Annotated in this window: 11 protein-coding genes and 1 tRNA gene; 5 read left to right on the forward strand and 7 right to left on the reverse strand. The window is 61.3% G+C overall.

The window, feature by feature from the left end:
* Window positions 1-16 precede the first annotated feature (16 nt).
* The 5 genes from GBB18_RS05645 to GBB18_RS05665 form a co-directional block, all read right to left on the reverse strand.
* Entirely contained in the window at window positions 17-1,468 is a 1,452-nt protein-coding gene (locus GBB18_RS05645) for a penicillin-binding transpeptidase domain-containing protein (protein WP_151641020.1), read from the reverse strand.
* Window positions 1,469-1,478: 10 nt separating this feature from the next.
* Entirely contained in the window at window positions 1,479-2,927 is a 1,449-nt protein-coding gene (locus GBB18_RS05650; RefSeq protein ID WP_151641021.1) for an FtsW/RodA/SpoVE family cell cycle protein, read from the reverse strand.
* 3 nt (window positions 2,928-2,930) lie between these two features.
* The gene (locus tag GBB18_RS05655) at window positions 2,931-4,304 is read right to left on the reverse strand and encodes a PP2C family serine/threonine-protein phosphatase (protein WP_151641022.1); all 1,374 of its coding nucleotides are present in this window, start codon (window positions 4,302-4,304) and stop codon (window positions 2,931-2,933) included.
* Window positions 4,304-4,786 (reverse strand): FHA domain-containing protein, encoded by a 483-nt coding sequence (locus GBB18_RS05660; RefSeq protein ID WP_151549776.1) that lies wholly within the window; start codon window positions 4,784-4,786, stop codon window positions 4,304-4,306. Before GBB18_RS05660 ends, GBB18_RS05655 begins: the two co-directional genes overlap by 1 nt.
* A gap of 349 nt (window positions 4,787-5,135) precedes the next feature.
* Window positions 5,136-6,323: a DUF3662 and FHA domain-containing protein gene (locus GBB18_RS05665; protein WP_225990247.1), complete on the reverse strand. Its 1,188-nt coding sequence runs from the start codon at window positions 6,321-6,323 to the stop codon at window positions 5,136-5,138.
* A gap of 345 nt (window positions 6,324-6,668) precedes the next feature.
* On the opposite strand from GBB18_RS05665, the gene GBB18_RS05670 reads away from it, so the two are divergent.
* From GBB18_RS05670 to GBB18_RS05680, 3 genes are all read left to right on the forward strand, one after another.
* Window positions 6,669-6,752, forward strand: a tRNA-Leu gene (locus tag GBB18_RS05670).
* A 444-nt stretch (window positions 6,753-7,196) separates the two neighbouring features.
* Window positions 7,197-8,282, forward strand: coding sequence for a type I restriction enzyme HsdR N-terminal domain-containing protein (locus GBB18_RS05675; protein ID WP_151529655.1), 1,086 nt, complete (start codon window positions 7,197-7,199; stop codon window positions 8,280-8,282).
* A gap of 857 nt (window positions 8,283-9,139) precedes the next feature.
* Window positions 9,140-9,652, forward strand: coding sequence for a DinB family protein (locus GBB18_RS05680; RefSeq protein ID WP_151641023.1), 513 nt, complete (start codon window positions 9,140-9,142; stop codon window positions 9,650-9,652).
* 9 nt (window positions 9,653-9,661) lie between these two features.
* Here GBB18_RS05680 and GBB18_RS05685 read toward each other — a convergent pair whose 3' ends face one another.
* On the reverse strand, window positions 9,662-11,275 hold the full coding sequence (locus GBB18_RS05685; protein WP_151641024.1) for an alpha/beta fold hydrolase: 1,614 nt from the start codon (window positions 11,273-11,275) through the stop codon (window positions 9,662-9,664).
* A gap of 141 nt (window positions 11,276-11,416) precedes the next feature.
* Here GBB18_RS05685 and amn point away from each other — a divergent pair, with 141 nt between their 5' ends.
* A complete protein-coding gene (gene amn, locus GBB18_RS05690) occupies window positions 11,417-12,901 on the forward strand; it encodes an AMP nucleosidase (RefSeq protein WP_151641025.1) in 1,485 nt (494 codons plus the stop codon).
* A 25-nt stretch (window positions 12,902-12,926) separates the two neighbouring features.
* Here the strand turns inward: amn and GBB18_RS05695 are convergent, their stop codons facing one another.
* Window positions 12,927-15,344 (reverse strand): alpha/beta fold hydrolase, encoded by a 2,418-nt coding sequence (locus GBB18_RS05695; protein ID WP_192795937.1) that lies wholly within the window; start codon window positions 15,342-15,344, stop codon window positions 12,927-12,929.
* Window positions 15,345-16,069: 725 nt separating this feature from the next.
* Between GBB18_RS05695 and GBB18_RS05700 the strand changes: the two genes are divergently transcribed.
* A complete protein-coding gene (locus GBB18_RS05700; RefSeq protein WP_151641027.1) occupies window positions 16,070-16,543 on the forward strand; it encodes an S-ribosylhomocysteine lyase in 474 nt (157 codons plus the stop codon).
* The last annotated feature ends 6 nt before the right edge of the window (window positions 16,544-16,549 follow it).

The raw sequence follows: 16,549 nt of genomic DNA on the forward strand, positions 1-16,549 counted from the left end.
CACTTCCGATCCGCGGCTAGGCCTGCGTCCTCAAAACGGCATCGATCACGGCACGACCAATAGGGGCAGACACCGAACCGCCGGTAGCACCAGCACCCTGGTTACCGCCGTTTTTCACCACCACAGCCACCGCTACATCGGCGTCTTTATCCGGGGCGAAGGCCACATACCAGGTGTGCGGGAAGCTAGAGCGCGAATCCTCGCCATGCTCGGCCGTTCCGGTCTTGGAGGCGATATCTCCGCGCCCGCCGGAGGTATTCCGCTCCGACTGCCGCATCAGCTCCTGCAGCTTGACCGCCACATCCTCATCCAGGCCATCCTTGGCCTGCTGAGGCTTATGGGAGGACAGCGTAGACAGATCCGGACGCAGCACCTCATCCACCACATAGGGCTTCATGCGCTTACCGTTATTGGCCACGGTGGCGGCCATGACGGCGGCGTCGAGCACCGTCATGGACACATCCGCCTGGCCGATAGAGGACACGCCGCGCCGAGCAGGATCGCTGAGATCGCCGACCGAGCTCGGGGTCTCCGGCAGCCCAAGATCATAGGTGTCGCCGATGCCAAAGGATTTCGCGGCATCGTAGAGGGCATCCTCGCCCACATCCACGCCCATCTGCACGAAGGCAGTATTGCAGGAGAGGGAGAACGCCGTGGTGAGCGATACCTCGCCGCCACCAGCACAGGGCCGGCCACCGTAGTTTTCCAGCGTCGAGGTGGAGTTCGGCAGCGTGATCTTGGCCTCGCCGGTGAGCTGGGAGCCTGGCTCGTAGCCATTGCGCAGCCCCGCGGTAGAGGTGATGATCTTAAAGATCGAGCCAGGCGGCAGCGTCTCCTGGGTGGCGTGGTTGAGCAGCGGTGACGCCGGATCCGAGGTGAGCCGCCCCCACGCCTGCTCGGCGGAATCATTATCCACCACAGTGTTGGGATCAAAGCTCGGGGTCTGGGCCATGGCCAGCACCTCGCCGGTGGAGGGTTTGAGGGCCACCACGGCGCCCTCATAGTTATTGTTCACCAGCTGCTGATAGGCCACCTCTTGGGCCTCGGGAAGCAGGGTCAGCTTCAGTGAAGCCCCATCGTGCTCCTTGCCGGTGAGCGTGTCCCAGGTGTTGGACACCAGCATGGAGGGATCCGTGCCATTGAGCACCTCGTTGAAGCCCTGCTCCAGCCCGGCGGCACCATAGAGATCGGAAAGATAGCCGCTGACGGGGGCATAGGCCTGCGGATTGGTGGAGGGATAGGAGCGGTAGTAGAAGTCGTCCGCGCCCTTGCTGGACTTGGCCAGCACCACGCCGCCGGCCGAAATCTGGCCGCGGGGGGTGCTTTTCATCTCATAAAACTGGCGCTTATTCAGCGGATTCTGCGCATAGGTTTCCTTGCGGAAGCCCTGCACCACGGTGAGGTTGATCAGCAGCACCAAAACCATCAGCAGAGCGATCATGGTGGACGAGCGAATAGCCTTATTCATGGTCTCTCACCTACCTCCGATTCTTCTGTGCTGAGTGGTTGGACGGGGACACTCCAGGGGAGTGGTCACTGCTGACGGCGGAAAAGTGCGAGGTCTGCTCGATACTGGAGGGCTCCGCGTGGCCGCCGCCGCGCTGCGGCGGTGCGGCACTGGTGTGATCTTCTGGTACGCGCGCCTGGTGAGAGATGCGCAGCAGGATGGCCAGCAGGATGTAGTTCGCCATCAGCGAGGAGCCACCCTGGGACATGAAGGGAGTGGTCAAACCAGTCATGGGCAGCATGGCGGAGATACCGCCGACTACCACGAACAGCTGGATAAGGATGGTCATGGACAAGCCCGAGGCCACCAATTTCCCATAGGAGGACTTCGCCAGCATGGCGGTGTGCATGCCGCGCACCACGAACAGGGTGAAGAGCACGAGCACGGCCGCGAGACCGATGAAACCGAGCTCCTCGCCGATTCCGGCCAAGATGAAGTCCGATTCCGCCACCGGCACGGCCTGGGGGTAACCCTCACCAAGCCCGGTGCCCGTGATACCACCCCAAGACATGCCGAACAGCGCCTGGGAGAGCTGGAAACCGGTGGTGTCATAGTTCGACAGCGGGTCCATGAAATTAGCCACGCGGGACTGGATCTTGTCCGAGATCTGATAGATACCCACACCGCCGATAGCCACCAAGATCACGCCGATAAGCAGCCAGGAAATACGGCCGCTGGCGAGATACATCATGATCAGCACGGTGGAGAAGAGCAGCAGCGCCGGGCCAAAGTCGTTCTCTCCGGCCATGATCACCAGCGCGAGTGCCCACACGAAGAAGATGGGGCCGAGATCGCGCAGGCGGGGCAGCTCAAGACCCAGCACACGATAGCCAGCGACATTGAATAGTGCCCGCTTATCCGCCAAGAGCTTGGCGAAGAAAAGCAGCAGCAAGATCTTGGAAAACTCCCCGGGCTGCAGGGTGAAGGGACCCACGGAGATCCAGATGCGGGCATCGGATTGGATGCCGGAGCCCTGCGGCCACACCATGGGCAGGGCCAGCAGAATGATGCCGACCACGCCCAAAATATATGAGTAGCGGGTGAGCACCATGTAGTCCTCCATGATCACCAGCACGATGGTCATGAGCACTACAGCCACCAGCGACCACATCACTTGGCGGGTAGCCATGGAGGTGTCCTTGGCCGCGTCGAGACGCGAGATCATCACCAGGCCGAGGCCATTGAGGGTCGCCGCCACGGGCAGCAAAATCTGGTCCGCGTGCGGGGCCTTCCACACGAGGGCGAAATGGGCGATCATGAATACGCCGATGAAGCCGCCGCCCACCCAGAGCAGCTGGCTGCCGAGCTCATTGCCCAGCGAAATCTCGAGGCTCACCACCGCGGCCATGACGATGGCCGCCGACAAGATGAGCAGCCACATCTCATTTCTTCGGATGGTGATTCTTTGCCACACGCTCATGGGCTATTTCACCTCCCGGCAATTGGTTCCGGGTTTGGTGAGGTCGCCGGCCTCGCCCTTGAGGCATACCGGCAGGGCGTCGTGGGCGAGACGCTGCAGTTGCTGCACCACCTCGTCATAGCTGCCCGAGGGCAAGCCTTCCACAGAGTTGCGGGTGGCCTCGGGGAGGGCGTCCAAGGTGAACAAGGAGCAGTTCTTGGACGGCTTCACCGGGTCAGTGAGCATCAGATTGCCGGACTTATCCAAGCAGGCCGCCTGGTGCGGCTCGTGGAAGGAGGCGCCAAAGACATCGAGATTCACGCCGTGTTGGATCTCGAGGCGATCATTCTCTCCAGTGGTGAGGTAGTACTGCGAGTCCACGCTGCGCATAAACGCCCAGCCGCCCAGAATCGCCGCGAGGATCAGAACAAGGGCGATGCTGATGGGGATCCAGCGAAACCGCGAAGAAGAACCTTCCTCGCGTCCCTCCGGCGCTTCCGACTCACCATCGTTTTCGGATGCCTCTGGGCGGGGGTGTGACTCGCGCGCGGCGGACGGCGCCTCATTCTGGTCGAGCAGGGAGGCACGGGCCGCAGAGGTATTTCCGCGCGGCTCCTCGGCAGTGGCGCTATTGAGCGCGCCAGCCACCATGGGAGTCACGGCCAGCTGAGAGGCCTCGGATCCTTCATCCTCCACCACATCGGCTACCACCACGGTGACGTTATCGGGGCCGCCACCGCGCAGCGCGAGATCGACGAGCGTGCGGGCCGCCTCGGCGGGAGAGCCGTGGCGGAGGGTCTCTTCAATGGTGTCAAAGGACACCGGATCAGAGAGGCCATCCGAACACAGCAGGAGGCGGTCCTGGGGCTTGGCGTCGATAAGCCGAAAAGAGGGCTGAACCGGACGGCCGGTATAAGCCTTGAGGATCAACGAGCGCTGCGGGTGCGTGGAGACATCCTCGGGGGCGAGTTTGCCCTCGTCCACCAGGGATTGGACGAAGGTATCGTCCACGGTGATCTGCTCAAGACGGTCATCGCGAAGCCGATAGCCGCGGGAATCGCCCACATGCAGCATGGCGAACTCGGTGCCGTCGAACATCAGCGCCGTCAGTGTGGTGCCCATGCCCTCAGTTTGGGGATTGGCGCGTTCTTCCGCGGCGATGGAGCGGTTGCCATCATCGGCGACCCCGCCGAGCAGAGCGAACATGTCATTATCGCCCGGGTTGGCGTCGAGCTTCTGCAGATGAGTGATCATCAGCTGCGAGGCGATCTCGCCCGCAGCGTGGCCACCCATGCCATCGGCCAAGGCCAGCAGATGGGGGCCGGCATAGGCGGAATCCTCGTTGTTTTTTCGCACGTGGCCGCGATCAGAGGCGGCCGCAAAATGTAGTCTCAGCATCAGGGCATCAGCCTCACGGTCGTGCGCCCGATCGTCACTTCACTCTCGGTGGTGATTTTTTCGGGCTGGTCGATACGGTAGCCGCCTACGTGGGTGCCATTGCGGGAATCGAGATCCTCCACAAACCAATCATCGCCGCGGCGGAACAGGCGCGCATGGCGGGAGGAGGCGAAGTCGTCCTGGATCACAAAGGTGCACTCCTGGGAGCGGCCGATCGTGATCTCTTGCACACCAAGTAGATCCATGCGGGAGCCACGCATCGCGCCATCGACCACCACCAGCTGCGCCGGTGGCTGGGGGCGCTTGCGCGGCGCACCCGCCGGGGCGGTAGCCGGGGAACGCTTGGACCAGAAACGGCCCGAGGACTGCGTGCCCGCGAGCCGGTTGGTATCGCGCCGCATGGCGCGCAGCGCAAAGAAGATACACAGCCAGAGCAGCACAAGCAGGCCGATACGGAACACAAGTAAGATGACGGCGCTCATTGTTGTTCTTCAGGCCTCCTTTAAAGGCAATGTCGGTGTGCTCTAGGCGGGCACTCATATCCGCCCCGCACGATCATGCGCCGGGTGCGCATGTCCGGCTGATTGGGCCACGGGGCACAACCAGCAGCTGCTGGTGCCACGGGAACGCGAGCCCTGCGGTGCCGCCTCCCAGTCGCTTCCCCATATATACAAGGACAAACGATCCAGTCTTCGGCCGCACCACACAGATGCATCCCCTACCAGCACCAACCATGCTGCTGGTAGGGGTTATTCCCGCCCTAGAACGGAAGACACCCCCGCCCAGCGTGGGAGCCAAGCAGGTTACCCACACATTTTAGTACGCGTAGGCCTAGTTATTAGTGATCCGCACTTCAATGTAGGAGTGCCCCACGGTGATCACGTCACCGTCTGCGAGCAGCCAATTATCCACCGGAACATCGTTGACGGTGGTTCCGTTCGTAGACTGCAAGTCTGTAATGACAGCATCATGGCCATTCCATGTGACTTCGGCGTGCTGGCGGGAAACCCCGGTATCGGGCAGGCGGAAGTCTGCGTCATTCGAGCGGCCGATGATATTCGAGCCATCGCGGACCAAGTACGTGCGCGAGGAGCCATCCTGCAGCAGCAAGGACACGGTCGGTTGCGATGCCGCTGGGGCGCGGGTCTCCTCCGGCGCATTCGCCGCCGCTGTCTCGGTGGGGGAGTCGAAGGTAGTGGTCTCCGCGGAGTACTTGGCGGAATCCTCCGCCGGAAGCGCTGCGGCCTTGGGCATGTCCACGTGATGAGCAGCGCTCGTCGGGGTTACCGCGGCATAACCGGCCGCTGCGCCCGTAGCGGCGCCTGCTGCGCTGGCCGCGCCGGGGGAGTTGTGGTGATCGCTGTTCATATATCCATTCGTCTCTGCTGGCTGGTGATCCGCCGGCTCATTGCGGTGCGGAGTGGAGCTGTAGTGATGATCCTGCTGGTCGTGGTCGTGATCCTCCGGCTGCTGCTCGAAGGAGTGCTCCTCGAAAGAGCCTGAATCCTCAGACTCTACGGCATCCGCGTCCTCCGGCATACCGTAGAAACCACTCTCATCCTCTGGGCGCTGGGCGCGGATGCAGTGGGACTTCAACTGGCCGGTGCGCAGTCCTTTAGCCTGCACAAGCTTGACGACGACTGGCCCCGCCGGCGACCAATTCTGATTACGGAAATAGCGAGTCAGACGATCCGCGAAATCCCAGGGCAGCTCGGGCGAGGTTTCCTGCAAATTGGAGAAATCCTTCTTGCCCACCATTACCTCGAACTGGTTGGGAACCTCCACATAGCCCTCGTAAGTGGTGACAGCCTCGTCCTCGGCGCACTGTTTTAGCGCCTCCTCGACTTCGGCGGCCACAATCTTGCCGCCAAAGACGAAGGCGAAGCTGTTATCTAGGCCGCGCTGCAAGGCGCTATCCATCTTTGCGAATCTCGACCACACAGACATAGCGGATGCAGTGTCACCTTCCTTCTTTTCTTCGGCGAGAGTACTCAGCGGCTCATCAGTTGTGGCCGACATATCTGGCATGGCCACTAGGGCCCTATCAAGGCTCAGAATGTGCACGTCATAGCCATGGTGGCCACAACGCTCAACGCCTCCGCCCGTCACCGCTCTCACCGGGCGAGCCTGCAGGCAGTTCTCATGCCCCATAAAGATATAAGCGGCATGGCCACACTTGAGCCGAAGTGTGGCCCCAGTATAGAGGCCACGCAAGCCACAATGAACTTCTACCAGCGCAAAAACGCCGCGCCCGCCATGCGACGCCATCATGAAACAGGCACCCACCTGCGGATTTGGGATAGTGTAACAATCTGTGTAACCTAGGTTAAGTCTTGCACAGCACTGCTGGTTAGACGCCAACTCGGGCGAGTGGCGGAATGGCAGACGCGCTGGCTTCAGGTGCCAGTGTCCTTTACGGACGTGGGGGTTCAAGTCCCCCTTCGCCCACAATAATTAGTGCCCCGCACCATGGTTTCTCACTATGGTGCGGGGCATTTTTTGATCTGCTGACGCTGAGGCGATTGGGTATTGCCTTATCGGAGTTCAGTTTGATGGAGCGTAGGAGCGCCCCGATAGTCCATGTCTTAGTGGGAAGCTAATCTGGTGCCCTTGGACCTTGTTGGGATAAACGTGGATTCGAGTGGGTTCATCCTGCAGTGGTAGCGAGCTGTCGAGCGGCCAGCCCAAAGGGCGATCTGCCTCAACTAGGAGTTAGCGGGGTAGTGCACACTGCGAGGATGCCAAACTATGAGGGAAGCTACTCCTGCAGCAGTCGTCAAAGTTGCATTGTGTCCCTCTGGACGATGACGTGCCTCAAAATCTGGAGCAAGGGTGGCCAGACTGAGTAATGTAGGGAGGCAGGGCATTAAACAGGTCACGAAAGGATTAAACGTGAGCATCGATCAGTCAATCCAGAGTCTCGCCGCCAAAGTTCGCGAGCTCAAGCCGATCATTGAGACCGAGGAAGCAACCAAAACAGCATTCATCATTCCCTTCATCAGCACTGTTCTTGGATATGATGTTACCGATCCTCGGGAGGTTATCCCTGAATATACGGCAGATGTCGGGGTCAAAAAGGGTGAGAAAGTGGACTTCGCCATTAAATCAGGCGATGATTTCCGTTTCCTCATAGAGTGCAAGAAGATTGGCGAGCCGCTCCGCCTCGATCATGCTAATCAACTAGTTCGTTACTTCAACGTGACCGATACAGAGTTCGCGATTCTCACCAACGGAGAAGTCTATGAGTTTTATGCTCAGCTCGACGCTGCCAACCGTATGGACGAGAAGCCATTCATGACAATCGACCTCGCCAATATCGATGCTCGTGTTTTCCCGCATCTTGAGATGTGCACTAAAACCCGTTTCGATTCAGAGACAATCGCTGCGAGTGCCGAACAATTAAAGTATATTTCAGAAATTCGAAAGGTGCTTTCGGCGCAATTCAAGGAGCCGGATGCGGACTGGGTTAAGCTCATTGCTTCCCGTGTGACATCACGCCGTATGACTGCGCAAAACCTTGAGGTGTTTACGAAGCTTGTTTCGACGGCACAGTCACAGTTCCTCAAGGATGAGGCAAACCGTCGTCTCCGCTCAGCTCAGGATTTTGACGAGATCGAAAAGGCCACACCGGCGTTAGAGAATAACACCGTTAGTGAGGATCCAACCGATGTTGAAGATCCCGACATCGTTACGACCGAAGAAGAGCTGCAGGCTTTCGGGATCATCCGGGCGATCTGCTGCAGTGAGGTGCCAGTATCGGACATTAATCTGCGTGATGCGAAGACATACTGTGCCATCCTTTATCAAGATAACAATAGGAAACCGATCGCGCGCTTGTACTTTGATCGCCGCATTCCTCGTATCATGATCTTTGATGAGCTTCGTAATAGGCATTCGTTTGATCTTGGCGGGGTGGATGACATTTACGAGCATTCCGAGCTGCTCCGTAGGCGCTGCATCGCACTTCGAGATGAGTAGTAGTGGCGGCCTTTCAGCCTTGCGAACTGAAAGAGAGTGCGCTCGGTCGAGGACCGTAGTGAATTTAGAGTCTGCCAAGTTGGGTGTGGTGGTTGTCGAAGGGAACGAAGCTCTAGCCCAGCAGGTACACCAGGTACACACTGACTAGATACATTTTGCAGCTCTTGGTAGCGACGTAACTATTTTTGTGTTTCGACCTTCTATGACGCGGCGGCTCTCTGATGTAGTGGATGCGCACCACGGAATCTCCTCCGGTCGGCAGGAAAGAACAACCGTGGGGATAGTTCTCGACGCCAACGCCGCACTAACAGATCGAAGTGGAAACCTACCGCTACAAGTTGTAGCTATGCCGAGCTAAGCGATAATATTTCCCTAGATCAGTAAGTGTTTTCCCCGCTCCCGCGGGGATGAGCCCGCTGGAACAGGCTCCTGCTGCGTTATTCCTCTGTTGTCCCCGCGCACGCGGGGATGAGCCTGTCATGCTGGATCCCATGACTCTCTATCGCTAGTTTTCCCCGCTCCCGCGGGGATGAGCCTGGGGATCGAATACCCGATGCTGGCAAGAATGTATTTTCCCCGCTCCCGCGGGGATGAATCCCACTATCTCGTGCGGCCTAGCCCCGCTTCCCAGTTATCTCTAAGGGCTGCCGCCGGCTGTGTATGCCGAGATAAAAGTGTGCGCTGTGGGTTGCGAGGAGAGCGATCAACACAAAGCCCTGATGGCATAGTGCGCGTGGGCATCGCCGAGATCAGCCCCGCGAGCGAGAAAAGAAGTGACGAATAAAAAGCGATCGTCTTCTATATCGCATCGCCCCTGTGAATCCCCGTACTGTCCCCGCCCCCGATACGGTGGGGTTATGACACGAGACGAAATCCTTATCGAGTTCATCACCCGCGCCCACGACAGCCTCGAGTCCCTCGGCGAGGTCGATGCCGCCACCGCCTCCCGTTCGCCGGGCGGGCACCCCAACTCGATGGCGTGGCTGCTGTGGCACACCGGCCGGATGCTGGATATTCAGCTATCCGAGCTCAGCGGCCAGCCCCAGCTGTGGCACACCCTAGAGCTGCGGCGGCAGCTGGGGCTCGGTGAGCTCGGCGATGGTATGGGCTATGGACATAGCGATGATGAAGCCCGCGCCATCCAGGTGCATCGGGCAGAGGATGTGCGCGGGCTGATGAGTTATGTGCACGCCTGTCTCGATGACGTGCAGTGTTATGCGCTGTCGGGGCCGGATCTCGACGAGGTGATTGATACCAGTTTCACTCCGCCGGTCACCCGCGGGGCGCGGATCGTATCGCTTATCGACGATGCCATCCAGCACCTCGCGCAGGCGCACTATGCAGCGCGCATTCTGGGTAGCCGGGCCTAGCGGGGCGGCTTAGCGGAAGTACGCCGAAACCGCCGGAGCTACGTGGGCGGCGTGGTTGATGAGCACGCCGTGGCTATAGCCGCTGAGGGTGATCAGCTCACCGCCCATGGCTTCCTTCATGCTGGGCGCGCCGTGCGGGCCTACTGCGGAGTCCTTGGAGTAGCCCAAATTCAGTGGCGCCGTTTTCAGCTTCTCGCCGCCCAGCGGGCGGGCGGGGGCCACGGGCTCGGGCCAGCCGAGGCAGTGCTGGCCGCTGCCCAGAAGATCACCATTGAGGTCGATGAAGTCACCGCCGGTGAAGGTGGTCTCCCAGAAGGGCGCAATCAGACTCGGGTCGGGGGCGGTGGTGTTCTCATTACAGACGATGGCGCGGTCCACGTTTTGCATGGTGATCGCCTGCAACTGCATCGCCTCCTGCTCCTCCGGGGTGGGCTGTGCGGTGGCCTCGCCGAGGTCGAGCTCTAGCGGTGTGGCGGGGGTGTGCTCGGCGGAGCGGGAGAGTGCCTCGGCAAGCTCTGGCCATGCCTGCTCGGAGTACATGGCGAGGTTGATCGGACCCACCGATTGGGCGATCTTCATTGCGGCGGTGAAATCCCCAGTGTTGGAGATGGCATCGGCGAAGGTCTCGCCGCGCCATTGGGTCCAGTCATAGAGGTTGAGCAGCAGCAGGGCCATGTCTTCGATCTGCTCGTTGCCGGCGGCGGCGGAGGCGAGGGCGTCGAGAGCCACTGAGCCGCTGGCGCCGAGATCCGCTGCCTCGGCCTCGCGGGGTTTCAGGGCGGGGGTCACGCCGAGGTTATCGCGGATCACGCGGCTGAAGTTCTGGTACACCTCGCGGGAGGTCGTGCCTAGGTGATAGGTGTCATCATTGTCTGCGGTCCAGCTGAAGAAGGCGGAGATGGCTTCTTGGCGGACGGCCTTGCGGTTGGCGCCGAGGGCGAACCAGCGATCCTGCGGGGCAACGCTGGAGTCCAACAGGAACTTATTGACCCGCTCCGGGTACATGGTGGCGTAGGTGCTCATTAGCGAGCCGCCATAGGAGACGCCGTAGAGGTTGAGCTGTTCCTCGCCGAGGGCGAGGCGGGCGCGCTCGAGATCCCGAGCGGTGTTATCGGTGGTGATGGTGCGGGTATAGCCGGGTTGGGTCTGCTCGCACATCTGGAAGGTGGTGCCGGGCAGTGCGATCGGCGGGATATTCTCGCTGCTACAGGTCAGCGGGGTGCCGTAGCTGAGTCCGCGCGGCTCCACAGCGATGAGGTCATAGGCGGCGCGGACATCGTCGGGCAGTTGCACCTTCTGACTCACGCCGTCCTTGGGGGTGGTATCGGCAAACATGCCGAGGGCATCGCCGCCGGGACCGCCCGGGTTGCCGGCGATCACGCCCTTGCGCTCGCCCGTGGCGGGCAGCTTGCTCATGGTCAATTCGATGTTGCCGGCGCCTGGGTCGGAGTAGTCCTTCGGCACGGAGAAGGTGGCGCACACCGCTCGCTCTGCGGTACCGCTGCCGGTGGGGCAGGGGCCCCATTCCAGCCCCTCATCAGCCTGCGCTGCGGGGATGGTGATCCCGCCGAGCAGGAGGGAGGCGCCAAGGCACGCGCTCAGTGCGGTTGGAAGCTTTTTCATGAAAACCGTCTGTCCCTTTCTTACTGGTCATCACGCGATTCGCGGGGAATCGCAGCTCTAATCCGCAAGTCCTGCAGAAATATGTGTACACGGTAGTGTGGGCCCTAGCTTATAGGAGTCTGAAGTTAAGGAGCGCGCATTATGGCCAACACCGATGGCGAGACCATCACCCCTTCAGAGTCAGAGGCAGAGGGAATTGGCGGCTATCGGGTGTGTGCCTCCGCCGAGGAGGCGGTGCAGCGCTTGTGCGAGCTTTACGACGCCTCCACGCGGCTCGCTGCGCGGGTGATCGATTCAGCCCAGTGGGCGGAGTATGAGAATGTGCGCTATCCGCGATTGGTGATCGACGTCCACAGCTGGCGCCCCATCGATCGCGCCCAGCCCTTCGGTTATGTGGATGCGGCTGGGCGCTATTGCGCCAGCGTGTCTCGGCCGCGGGTGATGGGCCGCTACTTCACCGAGATGATTGAACGCTTGGTCAGTAATTATCCCTGCACTATTCACGTGGGCTATTCCCGCGAGCAGATTCCGCCGGAATATATCGATGGGCTGGATCGTTCCGAGAAACTGCAGGAGGCGCTCCAGCTCGGGGTGCGGCTGCCGCGCCCCAGCTTGGACTTTGTCGATGATGGCATTATCGACGCCAAGTGGGATGTCTTCCATCAGCAGGGCAATGATGAGCGCCCCCTGTTTCACTTCTCCCCGCAGCGCTTCGATATCGCCATTAAGCGCATTGAGCACTACACCGGCATCCCTATCGAAGGGGTGCAGAACTTTATTCTCTTCAGTAACTACGCCATGCACACCCGCGAGTTCGTGGCCTATGCCCTGTACGAGCTGGCGCGGGAGGGCTCCCGCTATACCGAGCTGTGGCTCCCCGATGGTACGCGGGTATCGCGCGAGGAGGCGGCGTCGATAAGCATCGAGGATCTCTCCTTAGAGAGCCACTATCAGATGCCGCGCTATGACCTCATTGCGCCCAATGACGATGGATTGACAATGGTCAATATCGGGGTGGGGCCGTCGAACGCAAAAACGGCCACGGATTGTTTGGCGGTGCTGCGCCCGGAGATGTGGGTGATGATCGGCCATTGCGCGGGGCTCGATGGGCGCATGCGCATCGGCGATCTCATTTTGGGCAATGCCTATGAGCGCCGCGACCATATTCTGGATGATCGCATCCCGCTGTCCACGCCGATTCCCGCGGTGCCTGAGGTGCAGCGGGCGCTGGAACGCGCGGTGCGCGATATCTATGGCGAGGACAAAAACATGATGCGCACCGGCACGGTGCTCTCCACCGATGATCGCAACTGGGAATGGCATACCCCCACCACCTTGTGGGAGATGTTCCGCGGCTCCACCGCGGTGGCGGTGGATATGGAATCCTCGGCGCTGGCCACCAATGGCTACCGCTATCGCATCCCCTATGGCACGCTGCTCTCGGTTTCGGATCTGCCGCTGCATGCGGTGCCCAAGCTGCCCAGCGGGGCGCAGGCCTTCTACTCCTCCTCGAAGGAGGCGCACGTGATGTGTGCGGTGCGGGCCGTGGAATCCCTCGCGCAGGATAAGAGCCGACTCCGCACCCGAAAGCTGCGCCGCACCATCGGCGAGGTGCCCTTCCGCTAACAGCGGCGGCCGCCGCAGCAAAGAGCTACGGGGTAGAGAGCTGCCGGATGAGGGCGCGCAGCGCGGCGGCGGTGGCCGCCGGTTGCTCATTCATCACCATGTGTCCACAACCGGGCAGCACTGTCACCTGCGGATCGGCGTGCAGCGCACGAAGGTTATCCAGCTGCCCGATTCCGAGTACCGCATCCTCGCTGCCCCAGACGGCGCCCACGGGGATAGCGTGGGCGCGGCAGCTGCGGGCACACTGCCGGGCCGCCGCCATGCGCTGCGGTGCTGGAGTACCCACCAGCGCCTGGGAAATGCCGGCGAAGGTCTCCGCCCGGTCTTCATGCTGCGCCCAGCGCAGAGACAGCGCCCGCTGCTCCTCGGTGATGCTTGCTGGATCGTGCACGGCCACATTATCTGCGGCGGCTACCACCCGCGGATGCGCTATCGCCATGAGGCGCTGACCCAGCACCGGCACGGCCGCGGCCTTGACCACCGGGGTGATCTCCGTGGAAAAGCCCGAGGGCGCGAGCAGCAGCAGCCCAGCACAGTGCGCCGGGCGGTCGGTGAGCATGCGCTGCACCAGCGCCCCACCCAAGGAATGGCCCACGAGTACCACCGGCCGCTCGCTGCCGAGCAGCTCATCCACTGCTTCCCAGAGCGTCTCCACCATGAGCGGCAGGGTGTTCTCTGGGCGCAGGGCAGGGGTGGCACCGAAGCCGGGAATGTCTAGGCTGAGGATCTCGAGCTCCGGCGCGTTCGCGTCCTGCGGGCGGATGCGCTGCAGCTCGCGGGTGAGGGTGTCGAAGTCTTCGAGGCCGCGGCCAATGCCGTGGATGCACACCACCGGAAGGCTCTCGGCTGTGGCAGGGATGTGGCGATAGCGTAGCGGACCATGGGAGGTGTGCAGCATCTGTGGTGCGGGCAGCTCCGATGCCGGCGGCTGCTGCGCTGGGTCCGTGGACTCATCGGGTGTTGCGGCAGGATCGGCTGCGGCGGCAGCGCCCGGGGCGGCAATGGCGGGGGCGAAGGCCATATCCGTGGTGGGATCAGTGCGGCGGAAATCGCGCACCTCGCGCAGATAATCATTGCGCAGGGTCCACGGTGCGGTGTCGGTGACGGCGGGGAATTGGGCGATCCCGCGCTCCACATAGTTGCTCTGCAGGTCAATGATGCGGCTGCGGGGCCCAGCCGGCGGGGTCGTGGGGCAGAAGGAGCCGAGGCCGTGCTGGCGCAGATGGGTGATCATGCGGGCCAGATAGCGGCCCACCAGCTCGGCCCGGAGAGTGAAGGAATCATTCACATAGCCCAGGGTGAAGCTGAAGTTGGGGACCCCATCCAGGCACATGCCGCGCCAGGCGGTTTTCTCGCCGGGATGAACCGGCGCACCGTCCACGGAGAGCTCGATATCGCCCAAAGCCTTGAGCTGCAGTCCGGTGGCCTTAATCAGCACATCGGCCTCCACGGCCGTGCCATCGCTGGTGTGGATGTGGTGGGCGCTGAGGGTATCGATGGTGTCGGTGACCACGGTGATATCGCCGGCGGCGATGGCGTGGAAGAGATCGCCATCGGGCACACGGCACACCCGCTGGGTCCACAGGGGATAAGAGGCCTCGAAGTGCTGGGAGTGCAGTTCTTCACCAATGATGGCGCGGCGGTGCGAGGCGAGCGTGCGCGTGACCGCATCCTCTGCGAACTGGGAGGCCTTGAGGGTGAGCGCCTGGGTGCCGATCGCACGCCAGCGATCGAGGGCATCCACGCCCCGCTGCGGCAATACCGAGCGCAGCGGCTGGAGGGGAGTGGAGTTAGGCATGACGGCGGCGTGATTCACGGTGCGCTGGATCATCGTCACGTGGCGTGCCTTCGCAGCGAGTTCCGGGGCGAGCGTGACGGCTGTTGCGCCGGAGCCGACAATGGCCACCGCGGCATCGCTGAGGTCGAGATCCTCCGGCCAGAACTGGGGATCAACGATGGTGCCGGCGAAGTTTTCCTCACCGGGAAGAGTGGGTTGGTGGGAGTGGGCGTGATCGTAATACCCCACCGCGGCGTGTAGGAACTGGGCGTTGAGCTGGTGTTCCTCGCCGGTGGCGGTATCCACATAGCGCAGCTGCCAGCGCTGGGTGGTGCTGTCATAGGCCGCCTCGCGCACCTGGGCGCCGAAGCGCATTCCGGAGGCGAGCCCGTGGCGCTGGGCCGTGTGTCGCAGATAGTGCAGAATCTCCTCGCCGGTGCCCAAAGGCCGGCTGCCCGTCCAGGACTCGAAGGAAAAGCAGTAGCTATCGATGTCGGAATCACTGCGCAGTCCGGGGTAGGAGAAGGTGTGCCACGTGCCTCCGAGATCCTCCTTGGCATCGAGGATCACCCAGCTCAACCCAGGGATCTGGGAGAGATAGTAGGCGGTGGCGATGCCGGAGATTCCGGCTCCGATGATGGCTACGTCTACCTGTTGCTGAGACACGTTTCTCCTGCGTGTTCGGGGCCTTAGGGCGCGAATGGATGAAGCGATCCGCGATGGATCTACCGAATATCTTAAACAGCATTCAATTGTGGCGTCTGCGGTTCTGGGTGAGCGCGGCGATCGTCGCCTGTTGTCCCAGTGGCGCTGGGAGGCCGCGCGCGGGGCGTGCGTGGGCGGGGTGCCGTAGTTGACGCCCATTAGTGGGGTTATATGTATTAATAAAATCCCCCAAATAAGAAAGAGATTAAGCAATTAGTAAAACAAAATAAGAGAGTGAGACCCCCAACAATACCCCCGAAAAGGGGTCCTGTGTAACGTTTTTAGCCCTTCTATATTGACGGAGGCGTAACGAGCTGGCAAAGTCTTTTTTAGCCGTTGAGGTAGACGGTCACCCGCCCAGCAAGGCAGGCCTTTTTCAAGGTCAGCGTATGTTGTGGCGGAGGTTATGTCGTCCATTGGGGTGGGTGCCCCACGGATGAAATTAAAGGGATTCGGTACTCGTTTTGAGGGAATGCGGGTACCGAATCCTTTTTGTTTTTGCCCATTGACGCACATCAATGGCAAATGAAATAGGGATTATTCTTTTGGCCGCCTCGAATGACAGCACACGGAAAGAGAGGGCCGGCGCGCTGAGGCGTGGCCGGTGGAGATACGGGGGCAGGTGAGCGTCGATAAGCGTGTGCCCTATGCCACTAGACAGGGTGGTCTACGGTAGGCTGGTGTGCATGACTGATCGTATGAACGTGGAATCCTTCAACCTCGACCACACCAAGGTGGCCGCGCCCTATGTGCGGATCGCTGATCGCAAGGAGCTGCCCGGCGGCGATGTGCTGATCAAATATGATGTGCGTTTTAGCCAGCCCAATAAGGGCCATTTGGAGATGCCGGCAATCCACTCGATTGAGCATCTCACCGCCGAGCACATGCGCAATCACACCGATAAGCTCATCGATTTTTCCCCCATGGGCTGCCAGACCGGCTTCTATGCCCTCATGCTCGGCGTGGAGCCCGAGGAGTTTTATCAGCTGCTCGAAAAGACCCTGCAGGACATCCTCGATGCCACCGAGGTGCCGGCCGCCAACGAGGTGCAGTGCGGGTGGGGCGCTAATCACTCCCTCGGCGAGGCCCAGCAGGCCGTGCGCGGCTTCCTCGAGCACCGTTCCGAGTGGGAGACCGTGGACGCCGCAGCGGGCTCATAGCGCGCT

The sequence above is a fragment of the Corynebacterium sp. 11A genome, from assembly GCF_008930935.1.
Classification (GTDB): domain Bacteria; phylum Actinomycetota; class Actinomycetes; order Mycobacteriales; family Mycobacteriaceae; genus Corynebacterium; species Corynebacterium megadyptis.

Bases quoted from the DNA above. Each gene is read 5' to 3' on its own strand.
- GBB18_RS05645 (WP_151641020.1), bottom strand. From the start codon at position 1,468: ATGAATAAGGCTATTCGCTCGTCCACCATGATCGCTCTGCTGATGGTT.
- GBB18_RS05650 (WP_151641021.1), bottom strand. From the start codon at position 2,927: ATGAGCGTGTGGCAAAGAATCACCATCCGAAGAAATGAGATGTGGCTG.
- GBB18_RS05655 (WP_151641022.1), bottom strand. From the start codon at position 4,304: ATGCTGAGACTACATTTTGCGGCCGCCTCTGATCGCGGCCACGTGCGA.
- GBB18_RS05660 (WP_151549776.1), bottom strand. From the start codon at position 4,786: ATGAGCGCCGTCATCTTACTTGTGTTCCGTATCGGCCTGCTTGTGCTG.
- GBB18_RS05665 (WP_225990247.1), bottom strand. From the start codon at position 6,323: ATGTCGGCCACAACTGATGAGCCGCTGAGTACTCTCGCCGAAGAAAAG.
- GBB18_RS05680 (WP_151641023.1), top strand. From the start codon at position 9,140: ATGACACGAGACGAAATCCTTATCGAGTTCATCACCCGCGCCCACGAC.
- GBB18_RS05685 (WP_151641024.1), bottom strand. From the start codon at position 11,275: ATGAAAAAGCTTCCAACCGCACTGAGCGCGTGCCTTGGCGCCTCCCTC.
- amn (WP_151641025.1), top strand. From the start codon at position 11,417: ATGGCCAACACCGATGGCGAGACCATCACCCCTTCAGAGTCAGAGGCA.
- GBB18_RS05700 (WP_151641027.1), top strand. From the start codon at position 16,070: ATGACTGATCGTATGAACGTGGAATCCTTCAACCTCGACCACACCAAG.